Here is a 21,236-nt window from a genome sequence, read left to right on the forward strand (position 1 = left end):
CAAAAAAATAATAATTATTTTAATTCAAATTCAGAAGAAGTAATTAAACGCTCATCTTCAAAGACGTTCAAGGTATAAATACCTTCCTTTAAGGAACCTTCAGGTATGGTAATTGCCTCACATAGCTTCTGATCGATACCTGTAAAAACAAATTCCACTCTTTTACTATATATATTGCCATTTACCGTAATAGTATTGGCATTATCTTCTATAACCTGCTTGTTAGGATCTAAGAACTGAAGATAAATTACCTTTTCATTGTTGGCCTCGCTCTCATCTGCCAAAACTGTTACACAACCTCTAAGTTTTTCAATAATAGAAGCCTTATTGGTCTTAGTAGGTTTTGTACCACGAATCAGCCTAAAACCACTACCCTCGGCATTAACCATTTTTAAATAGCTTTTGGTCTTCAACTTTTGATTAAGCTCTAGGATTTTTCTTCTTTGTAGTGCCTCTGCTTCCGCCAAACTATTACTGTTTGCCCTAAGGTTTTCTATTTGCTTACGAGACTCGTCATACTTATCCGTAAGTAACATGTTATTGTAACGTAAGAAGTTATTCTTTAAAAGTAAACTATCGTTTTTAGATTCTAACCTACGTAATTCAGTTTTGAACTCCCTTAATTTTTGGACCGTAAAATTCAATCGCCCTACCGAATCCAAAAGTTCCTGTACCTTAAACTTAGAATCTTGTAATTCAATTTCGTTCATTTCACTTTTTGCGGACAAACGATCTACATCGGCTTTCATAATGGTAAGATCCCTGACCAAAATTTCTTTCTCTTGCTCTAAAAATTCAATTTCAGCGTTTGACTGGGCATAACTGTAATAAAAAGCTATTAACAATGCTAAAAGTACCGCAACAAATGCTGCTAGTATAATCTTATAATTGAATTTATTATCTTGACTGTCCATTTAAAAAGCGGGCTGTAGGTTGTTTAATCTGTAAAATTTGATGAAAAACAGAATTTCAAATATACTAAAGGATGTGACCAACATACTGTTACCCTTATCATGTTTTGGATGTAATGCACGATTATATAGAGGAGAGGTACTTCTCTGTACATCTTGCCGACATCAATTACCACTTACCGAGTATACCTTTAACGACGAAAATGCTGTTGACCGTATTTTTTATGGACGAATTAACATAAAAAAAGCAAATTCCTTCTTATTCTTTACCGAAATTGGAATCGTAAAAAACTTGATTCATTTTTTAAAGTATAAAAATCAGGAAGAAATTGGCAGATTTTTAGGTGATTGGCACGGGCAAATCATAAAAAAGCAAGGTCATTTACCCAAAATTGACTTTGTAATACCCGTACCCCTACACCGAAAAAAACTTAAAAAAAGAGGTTACAACCAGGTAGCACTTTTTGCCAAACAAATTGCATTTCACATTAATGCCGAATACTTGGAAAACGTATTGTTAAAGACCGCCAACACCAAAACGCAAACCAAAAAAAACAGACTAAGTAGATGGTACGATAATAGGTCTTTGTATGAAATTAAAAATGAACGAAAGTTGGTCAACAAAAATATATTATTGGTTGATGATGTAATCACCACTGGTGCCACTATAGAAATATGCGCCAATACTTTTAAAGATATTGAAGGTATTCAGATTTATATTTCTAGCATGGCCGTTGTACCATAGAATTGGGTTTAAAAATATGTTGTTTCTTTGTAGTAGATAAATACACCAATGGGCAGAAAAATTTTAGGTTTTATATTTATTTTTGTCATTGTACTGGTTTCTTACCAATGTGCACAAAGAGGTACACCAACAGGTGGACCTAAAGATATTACCCCTCCAGAATTAACTAGAGCCGAACCGCCTAACCTAACCACTAATTTTAAAGGGCAAAAAATAAGATTGTATTTCAATGAACTGGTGAAGTTGAACGACATTCAAAAACAGCTTATCATTTCTCCACCATTAAAAAATTCTCCTGTGCTTTCGCCTATAGGCAATGCCAACAAGTATGTAGAGATCATTATAAAAGATACGTTAGAACCTAATACAACCTACACTTTTAACTTTGGCCAAGGTATTGTAGACAATAACGAGCAAAATCCTAAATCTTTTTTCACCTATGTTTTCTCCACAGGTGATTATATAGATTCTTTAGAACTTACCGGAGTCGTAAAAGATGCCTTTAATAAAAAAGCAGATGATTTTATTAGCGTAATGCTTTATAAAATAGACAGCAGTTATAACGACTCTACAGTTTATAAAAAACCACCTAATTACATTACAAATACTTTAGATAGTGCGGTAATATTTAAACTTAAGAATTTAAAGGAAGGCAAATACGCTTTGTTTGGTGTTAAAGATGCGTCAAGTAACAACTTATTTGATCAAAAAACAGATAAAATTGGTTTTGTAGAAGATACTATTAGCTTACCTACAGACTCTATTTATCTACTAAATCTTTTTAAGGAAGTTCAAGATTATGGTGTTGCAGTACCTAGTATGGAAGCTAGCAATAAAATAAGTTTTGGGTACTATGGTAAAGGAGACGACATTAAAATTGAAACAATTACCGAAATACCGGATACGGTTAGAACTATAATATCGAAAGAAAGAGAAAAAGACACCTTAAATTTTTGGTTTACACCATATGAGATGGATTCATTGCTTTTTACAATTACCAATGAAAATCTAAAAATTAAAGACACTTTTAAGGTTAAAAACAGAAAAGTAGCTTTCGATTCCCTTAAGATATCTATGAGCCAAAGTGGTAATATAGAAATGGACAAACCCATCAACCTTTTAAGCAATACCCCGTTAATAAACTATGATAGTACCAAAATAAAATTAATGGATAAAGATTCTATTGAAATAGCCTTTAGGGTAAATTTGGATACTCTTGAGAATTCATTAAATTTTGATTTTAAAATTGATGCGGACCAAAGCTATAGAATGGAATTAATACCAGGTGCGGTAACAGATTTTTTTGAAACTACCAACGATTCTGTAGCCTATTCCTTTAGAACTAAAAGTCTTGCAGATTATGGTAACCTTACCTTGAACGTAAATGGTAACACTATCGTTTACCCTATTATAGTGCAGCTAACCAATGAAAAAGGAGATTTACAACGCGAAATTTACTCAACGCAACCGCAACCGTACGTTTTTGACAACCTTAATCCTGGAAAGTACCAAGCCCGTGTCATTTTTGACATGAACGGAAATGGCGAATGGGATACCGGTAGTTTTATAGAAAAAAGACAACCGGAAAAAATAAGTTACTACCCAAATTTAATTGAGTTACGGGCAAATTGGGAAAAAATTGAAACTTTCAACTTGATAGAATAATTATTATAAAACGAAACCGATATGAAACTTATACTTGTACTATCATCATTACTTCTTACCAATTTGGTATTTGGACAAATTAATTATTCTAGCGAAGATTCCGGCACTTTTCAAACCGGAAATATCGATTCGCCTTTTTTACGAGTTTCCACTTCAACTGGAAATAAAATTGAAGGGAGTATCTATTTAGACGAAAACTGGAATCAGGCCATAATTACAGATAGCCAATCAAATAAAACAACTTCGATGGCTAAATTCAATGCTTACCATAGCGAGATTGAAATTTTAAAAGATGACCAAGTAAGTTCTTTAATTCCTGTTGATGGTTTAAAGGTTTTTTTAAATAATAGACAATTTACCCCAATTTCAATTCAAGATAAACCAAAAACTATTTTCGCAGAAATTCTTGTAGATGGCAAAAATGAACTTTACAAAGTTTATGATATAAAAATTAACAAAGCGCCCTCCGATGCCAAATTACTAAGTATAGAAAGTATTGACAAAGTTGTAATTACAACTACATTATATTACAATAAAGAAAATGAAATTATTAAGTATCCTGCCTCTAAAAGAGATATTAAGGAAAACTTATCTGCCGAAACAATTAATGTTGCAAAGAACAATAACTTGTCTTTAAAAAAAGAAGAAGATATCATTAAATTATTTGAATACCTAAATTCACTTTAAGCTTCAAATAGAATAAATTCATCTCTGTCGTTTAGAAAACGAAACTTATCTCTTATAGAGTTTATTTCGTTTTTAACAATCTCAACGACAATTATTTCTTCTTTTTCCGAATTTGCAATTAGCTCACCTAAAGGTCCGTACACACTGGAGTGCCCTGGGTACTCATGCCCTACCTCATCTTCACCAATACGATTTACGCCTATACAATAGGCCATATTTTCAATAGCCCTAGCTTTTAATAATGTATCCCAGGCATTTACTCTTGGTGTTGGCCAATTTGCCGTATACAACAATACATCAAAATTTTCTGTGTTTCTACTCCATACCGGAAAACGAAGATCATAGCAAATTAATGGACATATTAAAAATCCTTTATAACTAACGATCACTCTTTTTGTGCCCGCCGTATATTCCTTATCTTCTCCTGCCAAAGTGAATGTATGGCGCTTATCATAACTATGAAAATCTCCATTTGGTCTCACAAAAAAAAGCCTATTATAATAGTTGCCGCTTTCTTGAAACACAACACTTCCAATAATAGCACTATCTTTAGCAGCAGCAATTTCCTTCATCCAATCTAGCGTAATTAATCCTTCCTTTGGATCAATATTCTTAGGTGACATCGTAAAGCCGGTAGTAAACATTTCCGGCAAAACTATAATATCCACAGACTCAACGATCTTCTCAATCTTATCACTGAACATTTTTCTATTTGCCACAGGATTTTCCCAATGCAATATAGATTGAACCATTGCGATCTTTAAGCTATAATTTTTATCCTTAGTCATTTTTTTATTCCAACAAATCAATAAAAGCGCTTAAACCTTGGGTTTTAGCATGATCTAAAGCACTATTACCCCTATTGTCCTTAATGGTTTTATCCGCACCATTTGCCATTAACAGTTTTGCTATCTCTAAACGGTTAAATTGTGCTGCATAGATCAAGCAGGTAGCACCCATTGCATTACGCTCATTTAATTGTGCATTTTTATCTATCAACATTTTTGCTATATCGGTGAAACCTTTAAAACAAACGCCCATTAGCGCTGTGTTACCAGAGGCATCTACAGCATCGATTTTAGCCCCTTTATCCAACAATAAGAGTGCTATTTCCTTTTCATCATAATAGGTAGCTAAAATCAAAGGTGTAGACCCTCTTGTATCTTTACTATTTACAAATACAGGATTTTTCTCTAACATGGCCTTAACCTCATTAAAGCTACCTTCTCTTATTGCTTTAAAAAAAAACTCGTTCATAGTCTTTGTATTTATAATTGCTCTCTTTCCTAAGATTTCAAACCAACTTAAAATAGAGCGTTTTTTCTTACTTGTAAGTCATTTTTTCTTACTTTGCATGAAATGCGTACCTTTATATAAAATGTAAGATCTTTTGAAAACATTAGCCGTTGACTTTCTTTTAAAAGAGTCCCCCAATGCAATTGCTATCGTGGATACTAAGTTAAACTTTATTAACTACTCTAACGAGTGGCATGATAGATTTAGTTTAGGTAACACTGATTACGTCAATAAAAATTTATTTGAGAGTATAATTGAAACGCCTGATTTTTTCAAAAAAGCCATAAGCAATGGTATTAATGGGGAAGAACATATTAATACCGGACAAAAATTTATTCTACCGGATGGCACGTTACAATGGCTCAAGTGGAAAATTATACCTTCTAAAGTTGAAAACCAAGGTTTTGACGGAGCCATCATATTCTTAGATGATATTACTGTTGAACAAAAAGAAATAGAATTACTACATAAGGCCGAGGAAGTTGCCAGAATTGGATGTTGGGAACTTGATTTACTGAACAATACCGTATATTGGACAAAGACCACAAAGGAAATCCATGAAGTAGACCAAGACTTTGTTCCAAATTTAGAAGAGGGAATAAATTTTTATAAAGAGGGTGTTCATAGAGATAAAATATCATATTTAGTAAGTAACGCAATTGCAGAAGGCAAACCTTTTGACACCGAGCTTATAATTATTACCGCAAAAGGAAGAGAGGTCTGGGTCTGTGCCAAAGGCGAAGTTGAAATATTAAACGGCAAACCGGTAAGACTTATTGGTACTTTTCAAGATATTGATGAGCGAAAAAAAATTGAGTTGGCCCATCAAGAAATTTCGGAACGATTGAAAATGACCTCACAAACCGCACAAATTGGTACATGGAATTATAATTTAACCGAAAACAATTGGGATTGGGACGATGAAATGTATCGCATTTTCGATATTGAAAAGTTCAATTTTTCAGGAGCATTTGAAGCTTGGTCATCAACAATTCATTCAGATGATTTAGAAAGGGTTCTAACAGCGACCGAAAATGCTATCAACGGTATAAAGGACTTTGATGAAGAATACAGAATTATCCATAAAAATGGAACTATAAGACACATAAAGGGGCTTTCAAAAACTATTAAAGACATAAATGGCACCGCCGTTAAAATGACAGGGGCAAACTGGGACATTACAGAGCTGCGCAGCACTGAAATTAAACTGGCGGAAAGCACTAAATCCTTTACCGAAACTTTTGAACATTCATCTATTGGGATGGCGCTTGTTAGCCCAGAGCTTAATTGGCTAAAAGCAAACAAAAGCTTATGCAAAAGTTTAGGCTATTCTGAAAATGAGTTATTAAAAATATCTTCTAATGATATTACCCATCCTGATGATTTACCGGGAAGCCGCTATTTTAAAAAGAAAGTAATTGAAGGTGATACAATAAACTTACAATTTCAAAAAAGATACTTTCATAAAAACGGCAACATTGTACATGCTATAATAGGTGCAACACCTGTTAAAGATATAAATGGCAATGTTAGCCATATCATTATCCAGTTTTTGGATATTACCGAAAGAATTGAGTCACAAAAAAAATTAGAGGCACTGGTAGATGTTACAAAGAGCCAAAACGAAAGCCTTACCAATTTTGCCCATATCGTTTCTCACAACCTTCGCTCGCATTCCACAAACATGGTCATGCTCACCAAATTTTTGAACAAAGAAAAAGATGATGATGAACGCCAGAACATTCATAGAATGATTACCAGTGCTACCGAAAGCCTTTCTGAAACTATTGCACATTTAAACGATGTTGTTCAGATCAAAACCGGTACACTAGAAAATCTACAAAGCATAAGTGTAATCAATACAATAAATCATATCACCAAAAGTATCAATGGTCTATTGGAAGACAAAGAGGCACAACTTAAAATTGACATTTGTAAAACACATTTTGTAAATGCAGTACCTGCATATCTGGAAAGTATCTTCTTAAATATTCTAACAAATGCACTGAAATATAGTTCTGAAAAACGAACACCTATAATTAAAATTACATCTCATATTGAAGAACAATTTATGGTAATTTCATTTACCGATAACGGACAAGGTATAGATTTGAAAAGGCATGGCGACAAAATTTTTGGCATGTACAAAACCTTTCATAAGCATAAAGATGCCAAAGGCATTGGTTTATTCATTACGAAGAACCAGATCGAATCAATGAGCGGGAGCATAAATATTGAAAGTGAAGTAGACAAAGGAACCAAAATTATCATTAAACTTAAACAGGGCTAACAAAAATTGAAAATGAAAAAAATTGAAATTTGCTGTATTATAGATGACGACCCAATTTTTGTATATGGCACCAAAAGAATTATAAAAGAAGTAAATTTTGCCAATTCTATTATTGTTTATAACAACGGTAAAGATGCCCTTGACGGACTCATGAAATTATGCATTGCCAACGAACCGTTGCCAGATGTAATCTTTTTGGACCTGAACATGCCTATCTTAAATGGCTGGGAATTTCTAGATGAGTTCAAAAACTGTAAAAGCCCACGATCAAAGAAGATTGTAATCTATATAATTAGTTCATCTGTAGACCCTAGGGATTTAGAAAGGGTCAAAAATTATGAACAAGTAGACACCTATATTTTAAAACCGATTACCCCAGATGACCTTGGTAAAATATTAGGAGCTACGGTAGAAAGTTAATGAGAACAAGAAATTATTTAGCCTTTTAAAAAGTGCTATTGTTAATAAAAAGGAGCGTAACTTATTTTTATTAAATATCATCACTTAATAATTTATATAATTTAGTCGATTATAATTGCCTACAGACTTAGTAATCTAAAATCTGACAAAGATTTACTTTTGAAATAATTAAACATGAGCATATTTTCTAGCTGTTGTATAATTGATGATGATGAATTTTTTTCTATCAGTAGTAAAAACATTTTAAAACATCATAATTTTAGTGATAATATCTTATACTACACGGGTGGACAAGAGGCTCTAGATGGTCTAATTGGTCTATTAGTTGAAAATATTAAATTACCTGATGTCATTTTTTTGGATTTAAACATGCCCAATAGAGACGGCTGGTCTTTTCTAGAAGAATTTAAAGATCTCCCTGAAGATAAGATAGGGCACATAAAAATCTATATTACCAGTTCCTTTATCAGTCCTAAATTCATGGAAAAAGCAAAAGACTACAAATTGGTAAAAGATTATATTGTAAAACCTTTGACAGAAAGCGCCGTAAAAAAAATCATAGATTCAAAGGAGCTAGCGTAATATCATCTTACGCCCGGGTTAAAATCCAATGGTGCATTTTGTGGCATATTAACTGTTCCCGCACCACCGGTGTCATTATAAATAAACCATTCCGCTGAATTGAAAACAGCATTGTTAGCTTCTATTTCCATTTTTCTAACAGCTCTACCATCTTCAAATTCGTGGTTGGTATTACTACCATCTTCACCGATTACTCCAAAAATATCTACAATAGAATCAAAGGGATCCACTAACACAATAGTATCATCACCGTTAGAATCTGCTGGTGAATTGGTCCCTACTGACAGATCAGCATTAAAACCGTAAATATTATTAAATTCTTCTGCGTTAGGTGATATGATTAAAAATCCTTGGCCTGGTATTTCATATTCAGACAAGTCTATACTAGAGCTGACTTCAACATTATCATTGGTGTAACGCTTTAAACTCCAACCTTTTAATGACATATTTTCTTCTGCTGAATTGTAAAGCTCCACAAATCTTGCGCCTACATTATTGTTGGGGTCTGCAATCTCAGTTATTAAAATTGAAGGAGACGTAAATTCATCTATATAATCTACACATCGTTGTTGTTCAAATTCAAGGTCTTTTAAGCTACGTATTATTAATTGGTACCTGTTGTTATCCTTAGTTAACAAACCAGTGGCACTACCCATTTTATCAGGTAGAATTTCTGATTGAAAATCGGCATAGCCGCTATTTAACATCAGCAATTCGTTATCAAAACAATCTACCAAGGTTCTCAATGTTTCTACTTCTTTAGTAGCAAAAGTTTCCCCAAGTTCTTCTAATTTTATTTCTACATTGTTCAGTACGATCAATGTATTAAGCATGCCATCGTTCAATTCTGAAATAACTGCTGTTGTAGGCTCTATTCCAAAATTGTCGTCACAAGAGATTAGAATATGGTCAAAAACAACATTTTTAGGCAACCTACCAACACTACGTTTCCCAAAGGAGGTAAATACACCGCCAATCTTATATGCGCCATTAGATTCGCCTAAATACAATCCTTTCAATTTAATAACAATTTGCTGACCAACATCAAAGAACAAATGAGAATCCCTTAATTCTAATTCTATTTGCATTCCTTCTGACGGATTGCTTGACTCATCTTGAAAAAATATCGTATTAAAAAAATTACCCTCCTTATCAGAAGAGATTACATAACCTTTCAGGAACAGGTCTTCATAAATTTGTGTGGTCTCTCCGTTGTACTTATTCTTTAAATCAGCTATCGAAATAAATGTACCATCAGCATCTAAACACTCTATTTCAGGTGTATCAAATTCTCTATTTTTTACACATGAGAAAAGCACTATGGCAATAGCCATAATCACAAAATATTTATTGACATTATTATTCATTTAAATTACTTGATTTTAAAAACTAAAAGCAAAATTTAAAAAATAAGTTCTACCGAACCCATACCAATATTTTGGTGCAAAAGACGGGTTACCACTTAAGTTATCTTGCTTTAATTGACCATAATTGCCGTTTCTACTTTGTTCGTAGCCACCTGTTCTAAAAGTGGTGTCAAAAAGATTGTTAATACTGGCAAATACACTTATGTATTTGCCATTCTTTAGCCATGATTTACCGCCAACCATATTTAATAAATAAAAATTATCAAGTGGCTTTTGTCTTAGAAGTTTCCGCACATTTTCATCTGTTGCATCAGGGAACCTTAATTGCGTTTCTGGATTAATAAAAAAACTTTGGGTTCTGGTTATTGTAGAAATATTAGCATAATTGTTTGCGAGATAGTTTGCAGAAGCACTTATCCACCAATATTTGGGATCTCTGTATTCCACACCTGCCGCAATTGCTTTTTGCGGACCTTGCGCCAATTTGTAACCCTTTACAGCAGATGGTCCTAAAAATTTAGAGCCCGATATATCTATCAAATCTTCGGTAGCGCCCGCAGTATCAAAATTAATAGTCACAAAAGGATTACTGGCATATTCATGTTTTGCCACTGAGGCAACTAATGATAGTTTAACCGCACTAGACAGTTGGTACTCTAAACCAAGTTCGGTACCCATATGTAATTTGTCTAAATCGGTAATTACTTCTTGCACAAAATCTGAACCCACCCCAGAATCAACAAAAAAGAAATTTACATCGGTGGTATTTTGAAAACGAGTATAAAAACCGGTAAACCTACCGGTTAATTTTGGCATTCTAAAAAAATAATTGGCATCTACACTCGTAATAGTTTCATTTTGCATATTTGGGACGATAGCATTATTTTCTCTAGAATTAATAAATACGTTTTGTAAAACAGGTGCTTTATTTATTATTGCGGCATGGGCAGAAACCCAATGCCTACCTGTTAAGGTATAAGCCGCTCCTGACTTCACTGACCAATTAGAAAACTTGACTTTTTCACTTTTTCCTATTGAATTATCAATATATCTTTCATTCCGAAATAACCCTTCTCTTTGATAAGAGACCGTTTCATACTTTCCTGCTAGAAATAACTTTATCTTATTATAATGGGAATTTAATTGGGCGAATAAATCCGTATTGTTACCGTTTAGATTATACTGATAATTAAAAATTTGCCCCTCCAATTTATTTACTTCGTTAGAAACATTATTCAACGTTTCAGAAAACACATCTATATCTTTATGATAATCGGCTCCCAAAAGATCATCTATACGAGCATAGTTATTAGAGTATAGTTGGCGATGCGTCAACCCCACATCAAAGTCTGAATGCTTGTTAAAGTTTATGTTTGCGGTTGCCCTAGCGGTTAATTGATTGTCTTTAGTAATATCGTCATATAGCACATATGCGGCTTCACCGTTTTGACTTATACTTGTATTTGCTTCATAAATAGTATTCCAATCAAATTGTGGCCGCTTAAGAAAACCTTCTTCCGCCTGTATAGCACTTTCATAATTGGCCCCAATTGGACTATTTAAATAAAAACTGGGTAAATAACGGTAATATGTAGGGTCTGGATTTGGAGCATTGTAATATCCTAAACGACTTCTTTTATATACACCTGTTTGATAACCGACACCAACATTTAATTGAAGATTTTCCGATTCACGAAGGTAGTTGATCAAGAACAGTGGTTCATTAATATGCCTTTCCCTAGAGTTTCTAATTTTCCCGTTTTGTATACCTGCATAAGGGTTATACCTGTTGCCCTGTATTTCATATACTTCCTCTGTAATTGCGGACGAGCGCCCTCTCCTGTTAGATGCTACTATTGCCGTAGCGGAAATTGTATTGTGTTCATTTAATAAGTATTCAATGGAACCATAGGCCGAATAGGAATCGTACAATGTGCCATCTATATACCCTTGCTTTGCCCAACGCCGAGAAGCAGAAATAATATAAGCCACTTTTTCATCTTTGACCCCAGAGTTATAAGTTGCCATAACTCTACCGTTGTAAGTTCTATTAGACATAGAAGAAGATAATCTTGTTCCAGGCCGTAATCCCGAAGGCCGTAAATCTATGTTAGTATTCCCTAAAATTCCCCCAAAAGTAAAATCTGAAGCCTCTAAACCATTAGTATATTGTTGATTTCTTATTACATCGTTCAATCCTCCCCAGTTGTTCCATTGTGGCCTACCGTTTAGCATTTTATTCATGGGCAATCCATTTAGGTGAACTTCTCCATATTGAGAATCATATCCTCTTACCCTAAAAAACGCCTGACCAAAATCAAACGCCGCCCTGTTTAAAAAAATGTCTCTCGTAGATTGCAGTAACGCAAGCGCGTTAGAATTTACCTCTTCATCTAACAACTCTTCATCAGTGATATTGATAAGGTTGATGGATTTCTCTATGGTCATATCTCTATCTAAAAAGATACTACCAAGATCAATATTATTTTCACCTAGAAATATTGGTATTCTTTTAGTATTATAATCAGCAGAAGAAATTTGTAATATAAATTCTCCTTTATATGCAGTTATAAGCTGAAACTCTCCTAAGTTATTTGTTTCCGTTTCTATAGAGCTCCTTTCTAATCTAATAGTTGCGTCTAAAATTACCTCTTTTCCTATCTTATTTTTTACTTCTCCAGATATTGTTATGGTCCTTTGAGCATTTAAGAAACATATTTTTAGAAATAATAATAAACAAAGTGTATGCCTAATCATTTTAAAACTTAACGCCTTAACATTGAGCCATTAAGATAGTATTTAAGAAATAATTAACGCGGAAATTCCGTATACTCGCTTATAATTAAGACAAAATACCCTTTAACATGCGATTACCATTTGTTCTCTTCCTACTTCTCCACATAAATTTATTAGCCCAAAATGCTGATACTTATCAAATTAGAACAGTAGCTTTTTACAATCTTGAGAATCTTTTTGACACTAAAAATGATTCTTTAATATACGATGACGATAGAACACCCGACGGAAAAGACAATTGGACAAAAGAACGCTATTTACAAAAAATAGAAAATATGTCCAGGGTAATTTCTGAAATTGGTTCGACCGATAATAAAACAGCCCCGGACATTATTGGTGTTTGTGAAGTAGAAAACTTAAATGTACTGGAAGATTTAATACAACATACTAATTTAGCCACATACAACTACGGCATCATTCATTTTGACTCTCCAGATGAAAGAGGTATAGACGTTGCCTTACTTTATAAGAAAAGTGCCTTTGTACCTGTTAATTTTAACAGCCATAGATTACTTCTGCTTAATCTTGATGGAAAACGAGATTACACAAGGGATCAACTAATTGTAGAGGGCTTATTGGATAATGAAAAAATATATTTTATGGTGAACCATTGGCCATCTAGAAGTGGTGGCGAAGCCAGAAGTAGGCCGTTTAGATTAGAAGCCGCCAAGTTAAACAAGCGAATAATAGATTCTGTTCAAAAATTAGATACCTACGCTAAAATTATAAGCATGGGAGATTTTAACGATGATCCTATAGACCCCAGTTTTAAAAAAATACTACAAGTTAAGAAGCACTATAAAAATTTGGATTCTACAAATCTTTACGGACCAATGGAAAAGCTTTATAGAAAAGGCAGAGGTTCATTGGCCTATCGTGATAAGTGGAATTTATTCGACCAACTATATATGACATCATCTCTTACGGACAAGTTAATACAAGGTTATAATTACTGGAAAGTAGGTATTTTCACCCCAGAATATTTAATGGACCCCAAAGGAAAATATAAAGGCTACCCTTTGAGAACATATGCCGGAGGGAGTTATATTGGTGGTTATAGCGACCATTTTCCCGTATACCTTCACCTAATTAAAAAAGTCCAGAAACTATAAAGAACCTAACATAATTATGCTAGGTTCTTTATAGTATTAAAATTCCAAAATTCTAGTTAAACCATTGCCCCCATGGAATTCTACTTAATATAAGCAGTAAACCAATGGTGTAAAAAATAGCAATACTTTTAAATTTTTTATCTCCTTCAACAAATTTCTTATGTCTTGACCAACCTATGGTTATAGAGGCGATGGCTAAAATATTGATAAAAGGATGTTCAACTGCCAATAAACGTGCCGCAGAAGTTAAACCGCCCATACCAAATTCTTGTATTGCACTTAAACCACTAGGCGAAACAAAGTATAAAATTAATCCTACCAATAATTGAATATGGCACAAAATAAGTGCAAAAAGACTAAGTCTAAGGTCTTTTCCCATATTAAAAATTCGCTTTCCAACAAGTCCTGAGATAGCATTAATAACTGCTAAAATCAATACTGCCAAAGCAATATAGGCAAGGTAGGAATGTAGCATGTGAATAGTTTCGTACATAGTTCTATTATTTAGGCTTTAAAAATACTCAATTTTGAGCATAAAAAAACCCTGACCGTGTGATCAGGGTTTAATTATTATATTGGGAGTGCTTCTTAAAAATTAAGTCTAGCACTTAGATTCCAAGTAGTTCCAAACCCAAAGAATACACGGTTACTTGTATTTATACCATCGTAGGTATCATCACCAGGTTGTGCAAAAATATTAGTATCAGATTCAGCAATATAAGTCGTATCAAAAAGGTTATTTACATTAACCCTGAAACTTAATTTTTTATCATCAAATAAAATATCATATGTTGCACCTGCATCAGCCAGGCCAAAAGAAGGTAACTTTAAAGCCCCATCAGGACCAACATCTGTAGCGTCAAACTGAGCATATAAATTACCTGCAAAACGATATCCAAAATCAATATTTAAGTTTTTTGCAAGATTATAGTCCGCACCTAAGAATGCAGTAAATTGCGCTGCATCCCCAACTTTAACACCATCTAATGCTAAAGTTTCTACTTGTTCTACACCATCTATAATAATTGGCGCTTGATCATTATCAAAATAAGTAGCTGTTACATCATCTTTGTATTCCCAGTTACCAATAGACATCATACCAGTTAAGGCAAATTTTTCACTAGCTTGGTATCTACCATCAAATTCAATACCTGTATGAACTTGGGTAATACCTAAAATATTAGCAGTACCACGAATCTCATCTGGCTCACCAAAGTTAAATGTTGCTCCTGTTGACTCAAATCTATCCTTCCAACTCGTGTAATATAAGTTTACATTAGCTCTAAATTTCGAGCTTCTATAACCATATCCTAATTCAAAACCGGTAATTTTTTCATTTGTTAAATTAGGATTTAAATTATTTCCAAAATTTATATAAACAGCATCAAATAATGGTTGTTTTGAATAGTAACCGGCATTAGCGAAAAAATTATTTTTCTCATCCACATTCCAGTTTACCCCACCTTTAACATTACCTCCAAGAATATTTTCAAAATCTGTCTTTTCAGCTGGTACTTCATTAAAAAATTCTTCTCTTGCAAAACCTTGATTTGACAAAGCACCTTGTACAAAACCGGTTATATCTTCAGTAAAATTATATTCAACCTGTCCAAAAACACCTAACCAATTAACTAAACCAGTGTTATAGTAATCAATTTTCTCCTCATCATCAATGTTACCAAACACCCACCAAGGTTGATTTGCACTATAAGTTTCCGAGAACAACAAATTAGGATCATTTCTGTTGTCTGTTTCTTGATAAACATCACCACCTAAACGATCATTAACTCTTCTATAGTGATAACCTGTATATTTTCTAAGATCAACACCAAAATCTATGGTCAAATCTTCTGAAATACGATTATTGAAATTTGCTAAAATACCATACCAGTTATGAGAGTTTACGGATGCTCTTCTAGAAATACCATTGGTATTATTCTCATTATCATTCTGATCACTATTGTTTACGTATAATCCATTGATTTGCTCTCTTGGGGTAGCACTAAAATCTGACACCAATTGACCACTATTATAAGCAACAATATCATCTACTCTAATTAAACCATCAGCAGTTCTAGGTAATGCAAACTGTCTACTACCATTAATTTCACCTATTTCACCAGTTCCGCCTCCACGACCAAACGAAGCATATGTAGATGTTTGTAAAGTAGTTTTCTCACTTATATTCCAATCCCAATTTAAACTGATAACAGGTTTGTGATAAAAATTACGACGAAAGCTATATTCTTTACCATTCCTATATCCCCAATCTTCATTATACCTTCTATTAGGTTCACCATCGCCATCACCGTAAAGAATTTGATTTTCTATAGATGTAGCCCTGCTTCTCTGATGATGCCATTGAGGTGCACCAGTCACCATAAACTCTAAACTATGATCACCTTTAGTATAACCTAACCCCATGAAGAAATTGTAACCCTCAAATTTAGTACCATCCGCATACATATTTCCACCAGTTCTACTTATTAACATAGATGCTGAAAAACCATTGTCTAAAAGACCAGATGAGTATGACGCCAAAGTTTTAACATAACCATCATTACCTACAGTTGCTCCTATAGCTCCACCTTCAGCATTCAATGATGTTTTGGTTACAACATTTATGGTACCACCAACAGATGAAACTGCTAGTTTTGAAGAACCTAAACCTCTTTGAACCTGAATTGCAGAAGTTACATCTGAAAGACCAGCCCAGTTACTCCAATATACTTGCCCATTTTCCATATCGTTTACCGGCACACCGTTAATCATAACTGCAGAATTGTTAGTATCAAAACCACGAATATTAACACGAGCATCACCAAAACCACCACCTGATTTGGTAGCGTAAATAGATGGAGTAGTATTAAGTAATTCAGGAAACTCCTGTGATCCCAACTTTAATTGAATTTCCTCTGCCTTAATGGTAGAAACTGCAACCGGAGTTTTTCTATCTTTAGCGATATCTTGAACACCTACCACAACAACACCTTCCAACTCTTCTGCATTAGATTCCAATACAATAGAACCTACACTACCTGTTGAAGTGAAAGTAATTTGTTTTGAATTAAATCCAATGTAAGAAATCACTAAAGTTCCGGATTCAGAACTTGCATTAATTGTAAAATTTCCATCAAAATCAGTTGATGTTCCATTAGTAGTACCTTTTACCATTACTGTAGCACCTGGCAACGGAGTATTAGTATCGCCATCTAAAACAGTACCAGAAATTGGTCCTTGTGAAAAAGCAGTCACGGTCATTAAAAATGCCGCTAACGCAAAATACATTTTTTTCATTTTCTTCGAGTATTTGTTAGTTTTTAACTTGCTGCAAAAGTCCTTTATTTTTACACCTCCAACGTTAAGAGAACGTTAAATCAGTAATTCAAAAATACCCAAAAACTTTTCACAATTTACTTGAAAATGAAATAGTTATCGTTTTTAAAAAATCTTTATCGTATTAAAAATTATTTCTTAAAATATTGCAAAAGTCGCAATGTAGAACTATCGTGATCAGAAATATCCGAATTCTTAATATCGTTAAGTATAGTCCCTGCCAGCTGTTTACCTAGTTCTACACCCCATTGATCATAACTAAAGATGTTCCAAACAATACCTTGTACAAATATTTTATGCTCATACAACGCAATCAATGAACCAAGGCTTTTAGGCGTTAGCTTATCGATTAGAATTGTATTTGTAGGCTTGTTACCGGTAAATACCTTAAACGGTGCAAGCTTGTTTATTTCTACTTCCGATAAATCTTTTTCTTTTAATTCTTTAACAACTTCTTCTTTGGTTTTACCGTTCATCAAAGCTTCGGTCTGGGCAAAATAATTTGCCATCAACTTATCATGATGATCTTTATCTCCATGTAAAGAATGTTTGAAACCTATGAAATCTGTCGGTATTAGCTTGGTACCTTGGTGAATAAGTTGAAAAAAGGCATGCTGAGAATTTGTACCTGGTTCTCCCCAAATGATTGTTCCTGTTTCATAACCAACAGTATTACCTGCTCTATCCACACTTTTACCATTACTCTCCATAATACCTTGCTGCAAATAAGCAGAGAATCTACTTAAATACTGTGCGTAAGGAATGATAGCTTCTGTTTCGGCTCCATAAAAATTATTATACCAAACACTGACCAATGCCATAATTACAGGAATATTCTCGGAAAAATCAGTTTCCTTAAAATGTATGTCGGTTTCATTTGCTCCTTCTAATAAAGCATCGAAATTTTCATAACCGACCGCCAAGGCAATTGTTAAACCTACTGCGCTCCATAATGAGAATCTACCACCTACCCAGTCCCACATTGGGAATACGTTTGCAGCATCAATGCCGAATTCTGCTATTTTTTCACTGTTAGTCGATACTGCGGCAAAATGCTTTGCAATATCCTCTTGTGTTCCATGCTTTAAAAACCACTTCTTGATCGTAGTGGCATTACTAAGTGTTTCTTGTGTTGTGAAGGTTTTAGAAACTACTACGAACAATGTAGTCTCAGGATTTAAAGTCTTTAGTATTTCATGCACATGATCACCATCTACATTGCTAACAAAATGGATAGACAAATGATTTTTATAGAACTTTAATGCCTCGGTCACCATTGCAGGACCCAAATCTGAACCTCCAATACCTATATTTACTACATCTGTAAAAGCTTTACCTGTATATCCTTTTAAATCTCCATTGATTACCGAATCTGTAAATTCTTTTATATGTTCTTTTACTTCATAAACTTCTGGCATTACATTTTTACCGTCTACCAGAACAACATCATCTTTCTTAGCACGTAATGCGGTATGTAGTACCGCCCTACCTTCTGTCTCATTAATCAATCCACCACCAAAATAATCTTTGATCGCACCTTTTAAATTCACCTCATCGGCTAGCTTGAACAACAGTTGCATTGTCTCTTGAGAAATTCTATTTTTAGAATAGTCAAACAGAAAATCATTCCATTGTAGTGTAAATTTTTCGGCTCTTTTTGTATCTGACGAAAATAAACTTCTAAGATGTTCGCCCTTAGTTTCTTCGTAATGTGCCGTTAACTTATTCCAAATTTCGGTTTGCTGTGGGTTTATTTTATCTAGTGCCATTTTATTGATTAAGTGTTATTAGATCGTTGTCTTCTTCAATTAAGACTTTAGGATATATTATACAGTCTAACTGTTCTTTATATGTTGCTATGTATGCAAAATATTCTTCTTTTAATGAATCGTGCAATGGTTCTGCCTGTGGCAATTCTTCTTTTAAAGGATCAACCTGCCTGCCATTTTTCCAAAAACGATAGCATACATGAGGACCTCCCGTATTGCCCGTCATACCGATCCAACCAATAACATCTCCTTGACGTACAAAATCTCCTTTTTTTACATTTTGGGCCTTCATATGCAAATACTGCGTAGAATAGGTTCCATTATGTCTAATCTTAACATATTTACCGTTGCCACCTCTTCTGGTAGACTCTACCACGGTACCATCGGCCGTTGCCATAATTGGTGTTCCAATAGGTGCCGCGTAATCCGTACCCTTGTGCGGGCGTAATTTATAACCGTAATATTTTATTCTTCGTTTAAGATTGTACCTAGAAGATAACCTACCGTACTCTACGGGCATTCTTAAAAAAGTTCTTCTCAGATTATTTGCATTTTCATCAAAATAATCGACCAAACTTCTTAACGAATCATTTTCATAGGCAAAGGCATAAATTGGTTTGCCGTTATGCTCAAAAAATGCAGCTTCGATCGGTTCGGCACCTGCATATACCGTATCATTTATAAACTTCTCATTATAGATGATCTTGAACTTATCATTTTTTTGTAATCTTGAAAAATCTATTGTCCACGCATAAACATTTGCCAGGTTGTGCGTAACATTATAATCAACCCCTTGTTCCAATATTGCTTCGGACAAACTAGATTCTATAACCCCCGAAACTTCTCGTTGAACAAACTTAACCTTGTTTTTATCCCTGTAGACTTTTACACTATCCCGCAAATCTATTACGGTATAGTTTATTGGATCGTTCTCGTAAATAAACACCTGAGCTTGCGCAGTAGTATCTTTAGATTGTAAAATAGCATATGGCTTGCCCACGCGTATCTTACGTACATCAAAACTATCCTTAAAATTTTCCGAAACAGCTAAAACTTTTGGATAATCTACTTTATTATCCTGCATTAATTCACCAAAACTATCCCCGTACCTTACAGTATCTAACTTTACGTTAAATTCATCTAAATTGAAACCAAATCTCTCATTGACTTCAGGTGCTTTTACAACCTTAAGATTTTGAGCTATATCCTTCTTCTCACTACCGGCGTCCTTGCATGATGCAATTACTGTCAATGCCAATAATACCCCCCAATACTTCTGCATTATTCTACTCTTGATTTATCTGGATTCAACATATGGTCTACCCACTGTTTACCCCAATTATTTAATTCCTGTTCTGTATACAATTCTGGAAAGAATACAATTTTTTGAAAACTAGGCGGCAGGTATTCTTTCCAATTGGTACCACCTGTTGCCTCTATATCACCGGTTTCTTTTCTTAAGTATCTATGAGCCGAACCCATGTGCATCAATTGCCAATTAATATTAGCATTTACATCTAAAGTCTTTAACGCCTCCACTAGTGCCGCATCTTCTCTCTGCTCTTTGGGCAAACTTAAGTATTTATGATATATTGTAGTATTCTCTACCTGTTTTGCTATTCTTATAAGCCTAGGCGTATAACGGTACTCAAACTGTTTTAATGTCAAGGTTTTTTCGCCCGTTTCTTTATCTGTAGCACCCTTTTTCCAATAAATGTGTTCGTATAACTCTTCGATCGTAGATTCTGATGAGAATTGAGCCCTTTCCGATACATGAACCAAATTTTCTAAGGGCGTGGCATAAAGCTCGATCATTCTAAACTGTGCAGACTGAAAACCACTGGCAGGCAACAATGCCATACGGTATTGCAAAAACTGCTCTCGCTCCATACCTTTGATCATTACACTAAATGAAGATATTAGAACTTTATAGTAACTATTTATTCTTCTGACCTTTTCTATAAAAAAATCTAAATTGTCACTTTTATCATCTACCAATTGCTTTTGCTCGTGCAAAATCAATTTAAAGTATAATTCGGTAATTTGATGATACATGATGAATATTTCTTCATCAGGAAAATGGGTTCTTGGTACCTGTAGACTTAATAGGGTGTCTAAATGTATATAATCCCAATAGGTAAGATAACGTTGGTGCAATAGACCATCTAAATAAGAGCTAAGATCTTGCCCTGAATCTTTATATTTTTCTTCTAGTTTAGATATTTGGGATTTGATCTTCTCTCTATCTTCCATTTAGGGT

At 34.0% G+C, this 21,236-nt stretch carries 17 protein-coding genes; 7 read left to right on the forward strand and 10 right to left on the reverse strand.

What is annotated here, in order from left to right:
• Positions 1–14: 14 nt before the first annotated feature.
• Positions 15–914: a hypothetical protein gene (locus QZ657_RS00685; protein ID WP_276470835.1), complete on the reverse strand. Its 900-nt coding sequence runs from the start codon at positions 912–914 to the stop codon at positions 15–17.
• Positions 915–954: 40 nt separating this feature from the next.
• On the opposite strand from QZ657_RS00685, the gene QZ657_RS00690 reads away from it, so the two are divergent.
• From QZ657_RS00690 to QZ657_RS00700, 3 genes are read left to right on the forward strand one after another with little or no spacing between them, the layout of a single operon-like run.
• On the forward strand, positions 955–1,656 hold the full coding sequence (locus tag QZ657_RS00690) for a ComF family protein (RefSeq protein WP_276470834.1): 702 nt from the start codon (positions 955–957) through the stop codon (positions 1,654–1,656).
• Between the two features lie 48 nt (positions 1,657–1,704).
• Entirely contained in the window at positions 1,705–3,321 is a 1,617-nt protein-coding gene (locus tag QZ657_RS00695) for an Ig-like domain-containing protein (RefSeq protein WP_291964316.1), read from the forward strand.
• Positions 3,322–3,342: 21 nt separating this feature from the next.
• Complete coding sequence (locus tag QZ657_RS00700; RefSeq protein WP_291964317.1) at positions 3,343–4,008, forward strand: hypothetical protein; 666 nt, start codon at positions 3,343–3,345, stop codon at positions 4,006–4,008.
• Here the strand turns inward: QZ657_RS00700 and QZ657_RS00705 are convergent.
• Together QZ657_RS00705 and QZ657_RS00710 are read right to left on the reverse strand one after the other, a co-directional pair.
• Positions 4,005–4,796 carry an amidohydrolase gene (locus QZ657_RS00705; protein ID WP_291964319.1) on the reverse strand — a complete coding sequence of 264 codons (792 nt, stop codon included), beginning with the start codon at positions 4,794–4,796 and terminating at the stop codon, positions 4,005–4,007. The two genes, QZ657_RS00700 and QZ657_RS00705, sit on opposite strands and share 4 nt — an antisense overlap.
• A gap of 4 nt (positions 4,797–4,800) precedes the next feature.
• Positions 4,801–5,265: an ankyrin repeat domain-containing protein gene (locus QZ657_RS00710; RefSeq protein ID WP_291964321.1), complete on the reverse strand. Its 465-nt coding sequence runs from the start codon at positions 5,263–5,265 to the stop codon at positions 4,801–4,803.
• Between the two features lie 133 nt (positions 5,266–5,398).
• Here QZ657_RS00710 and QZ657_RS00715 point away from each other — a divergent pair, with 133 nt between their 5' ends.
• The 3 genes from QZ657_RS00715 (at position 5,399) to QZ657_RS00725 (ending at position 8,596) form a co-directional block, all read left to right on the forward strand.
• On the forward strand, positions 5,399–7,594 hold the full coding sequence (locus QZ657_RS00715; protein WP_291964323.1) for a PAS domain-containing protein: 2,196 nt from the start codon (positions 5,399–5,401) through the stop codon (positions 7,592–7,594).
• 12 nt (positions 7,595–7,606) lie between these two features.
• Entirely contained in the window at positions 7,607–8,014 is a 408-nt protein-coding gene (locus QZ657_RS00720; RefSeq protein WP_291961430.1) for a response regulator, read from the forward strand.
• 174 nt (positions 8,015–8,188) lie between these two features.
• A complete protein-coding gene (locus tag QZ657_RS00725; RefSeq protein WP_291961428.1) occupies positions 8,189–8,596 on the forward strand; it encodes a response regulator in 408 nt (135 codons plus the stop codon).
• Positions 8,597–8,598: 2 nt separating this feature from the next.
• Here the strand turns inward: QZ657_RS00725 and QZ657_RS00730 are convergent, their stop codons facing one another.
• Together QZ657_RS00730 and QZ657_RS00735 are read right to left on the reverse strand one after the other, a co-directional pair.
• Positions 8,599–9,963 carry a DUF5689 domain-containing protein gene (locus QZ657_RS00730; protein ID WP_291964325.1) on the reverse strand — a complete coding sequence of 455 codons (1,365 nt, stop codon included), beginning with the start codon at positions 9,961–9,963 and terminating at the stop codon, positions 8,599–8,601.
• A gap of 15 nt (positions 9,964–9,978) precedes the next feature.
• Complete coding sequence (locus QZ657_RS00735; RefSeq protein ID WP_291964327.1) at positions 9,979–12,720, reverse strand: carboxypeptidase-like regulatory domain-containing protein; 2,742 nt, start codon at positions 12,718–12,720, stop codon at positions 9,979–9,981.
• A 107-nt stretch (positions 12,721–12,827) separates the two neighbouring features.
• On the opposite strand from QZ657_RS00735, the gene QZ657_RS00740 reads away from it, so the two are divergent.
• Complete coding sequence (locus QZ657_RS00740; protein WP_291964329.1) at positions 12,828–13,871, forward strand: endonuclease/exonuclease/phosphatase family protein; 1,044 nt, start codon at positions 12,828–12,830, stop codon at positions 13,869–13,871.
• A gap of 52 nt (positions 13,872–13,923) precedes the next feature.
• On the opposite strand, the gene QZ657_RS00745 is transcribed toward QZ657_RS00740, so the two are convergent.
• From QZ657_RS00745 to QZ657_RS00765, 5 genes are all read right to left on the reverse strand, one after another.
• Positions 13,924–14,364, reverse strand: a complete 441-nt coding sequence (locus tag QZ657_RS00745; RefSeq protein WP_291964331.1) for a hypothetical protein — start codon at positions 14,362–14,364, stop codon at positions 13,924–13,926.
• 95 nt (positions 14,365–14,459) lie between these two features.
• Positions 14,460–17,168, reverse strand: a complete 2,709-nt coding sequence (locus tag QZ657_RS00750; RefSeq protein WP_291964333.1) for a TonB-dependent receptor — start codon at positions 17,166–17,168, stop codon at positions 14,460–14,462.
• A 170-nt stretch (positions 17,169–17,338) separates the two neighbouring features.
• Complete coding sequence (pgi, locus tag QZ657_RS00755; protein ID WP_291964335.1) at positions 17,339–18,976, reverse strand: glucose-6-phosphate isomerase; 1,638 nt, start codon at positions 18,974–18,976, stop codon at positions 17,339–17,341.
• Between the two features lies 1 nt (position 18,977).
• Positions 18,978–20,258 (reverse strand): peptidoglycan DD-metalloendopeptidase family protein, encoded by a 1,281-nt coding sequence (locus QZ657_RS00760; RefSeq protein ID WP_291963646.1) that lies wholly within the window; start codon positions 20,256–20,258, stop codon positions 18,978–18,980.
• Positions 20,258–21,229: a tryptophan 2,3-dioxygenase family protein gene (locus QZ657_RS00765; RefSeq protein ID WP_291964337.1), complete on the reverse strand. Its 972-nt coding sequence runs from the start codon at positions 21,227–21,229 to the stop codon at positions 20,258–20,260. Before QZ657_RS00765 ends, QZ657_RS00760 begins: the two co-directional genes overlap by 1 nt.
• Positions 21,230–21,236: the final 7 nt, after the last annotated feature.

Origin of the sequence: Maribacter sp. (assembly GCA_020629415.1) — a bacterium.
Taxonomy (GTDB): Bacteria; Bacteroidota; Bacteroidia; order Flavobacteriales; family Flavobacteriaceae; genus Maribacter; species Maribacter huludaoensis.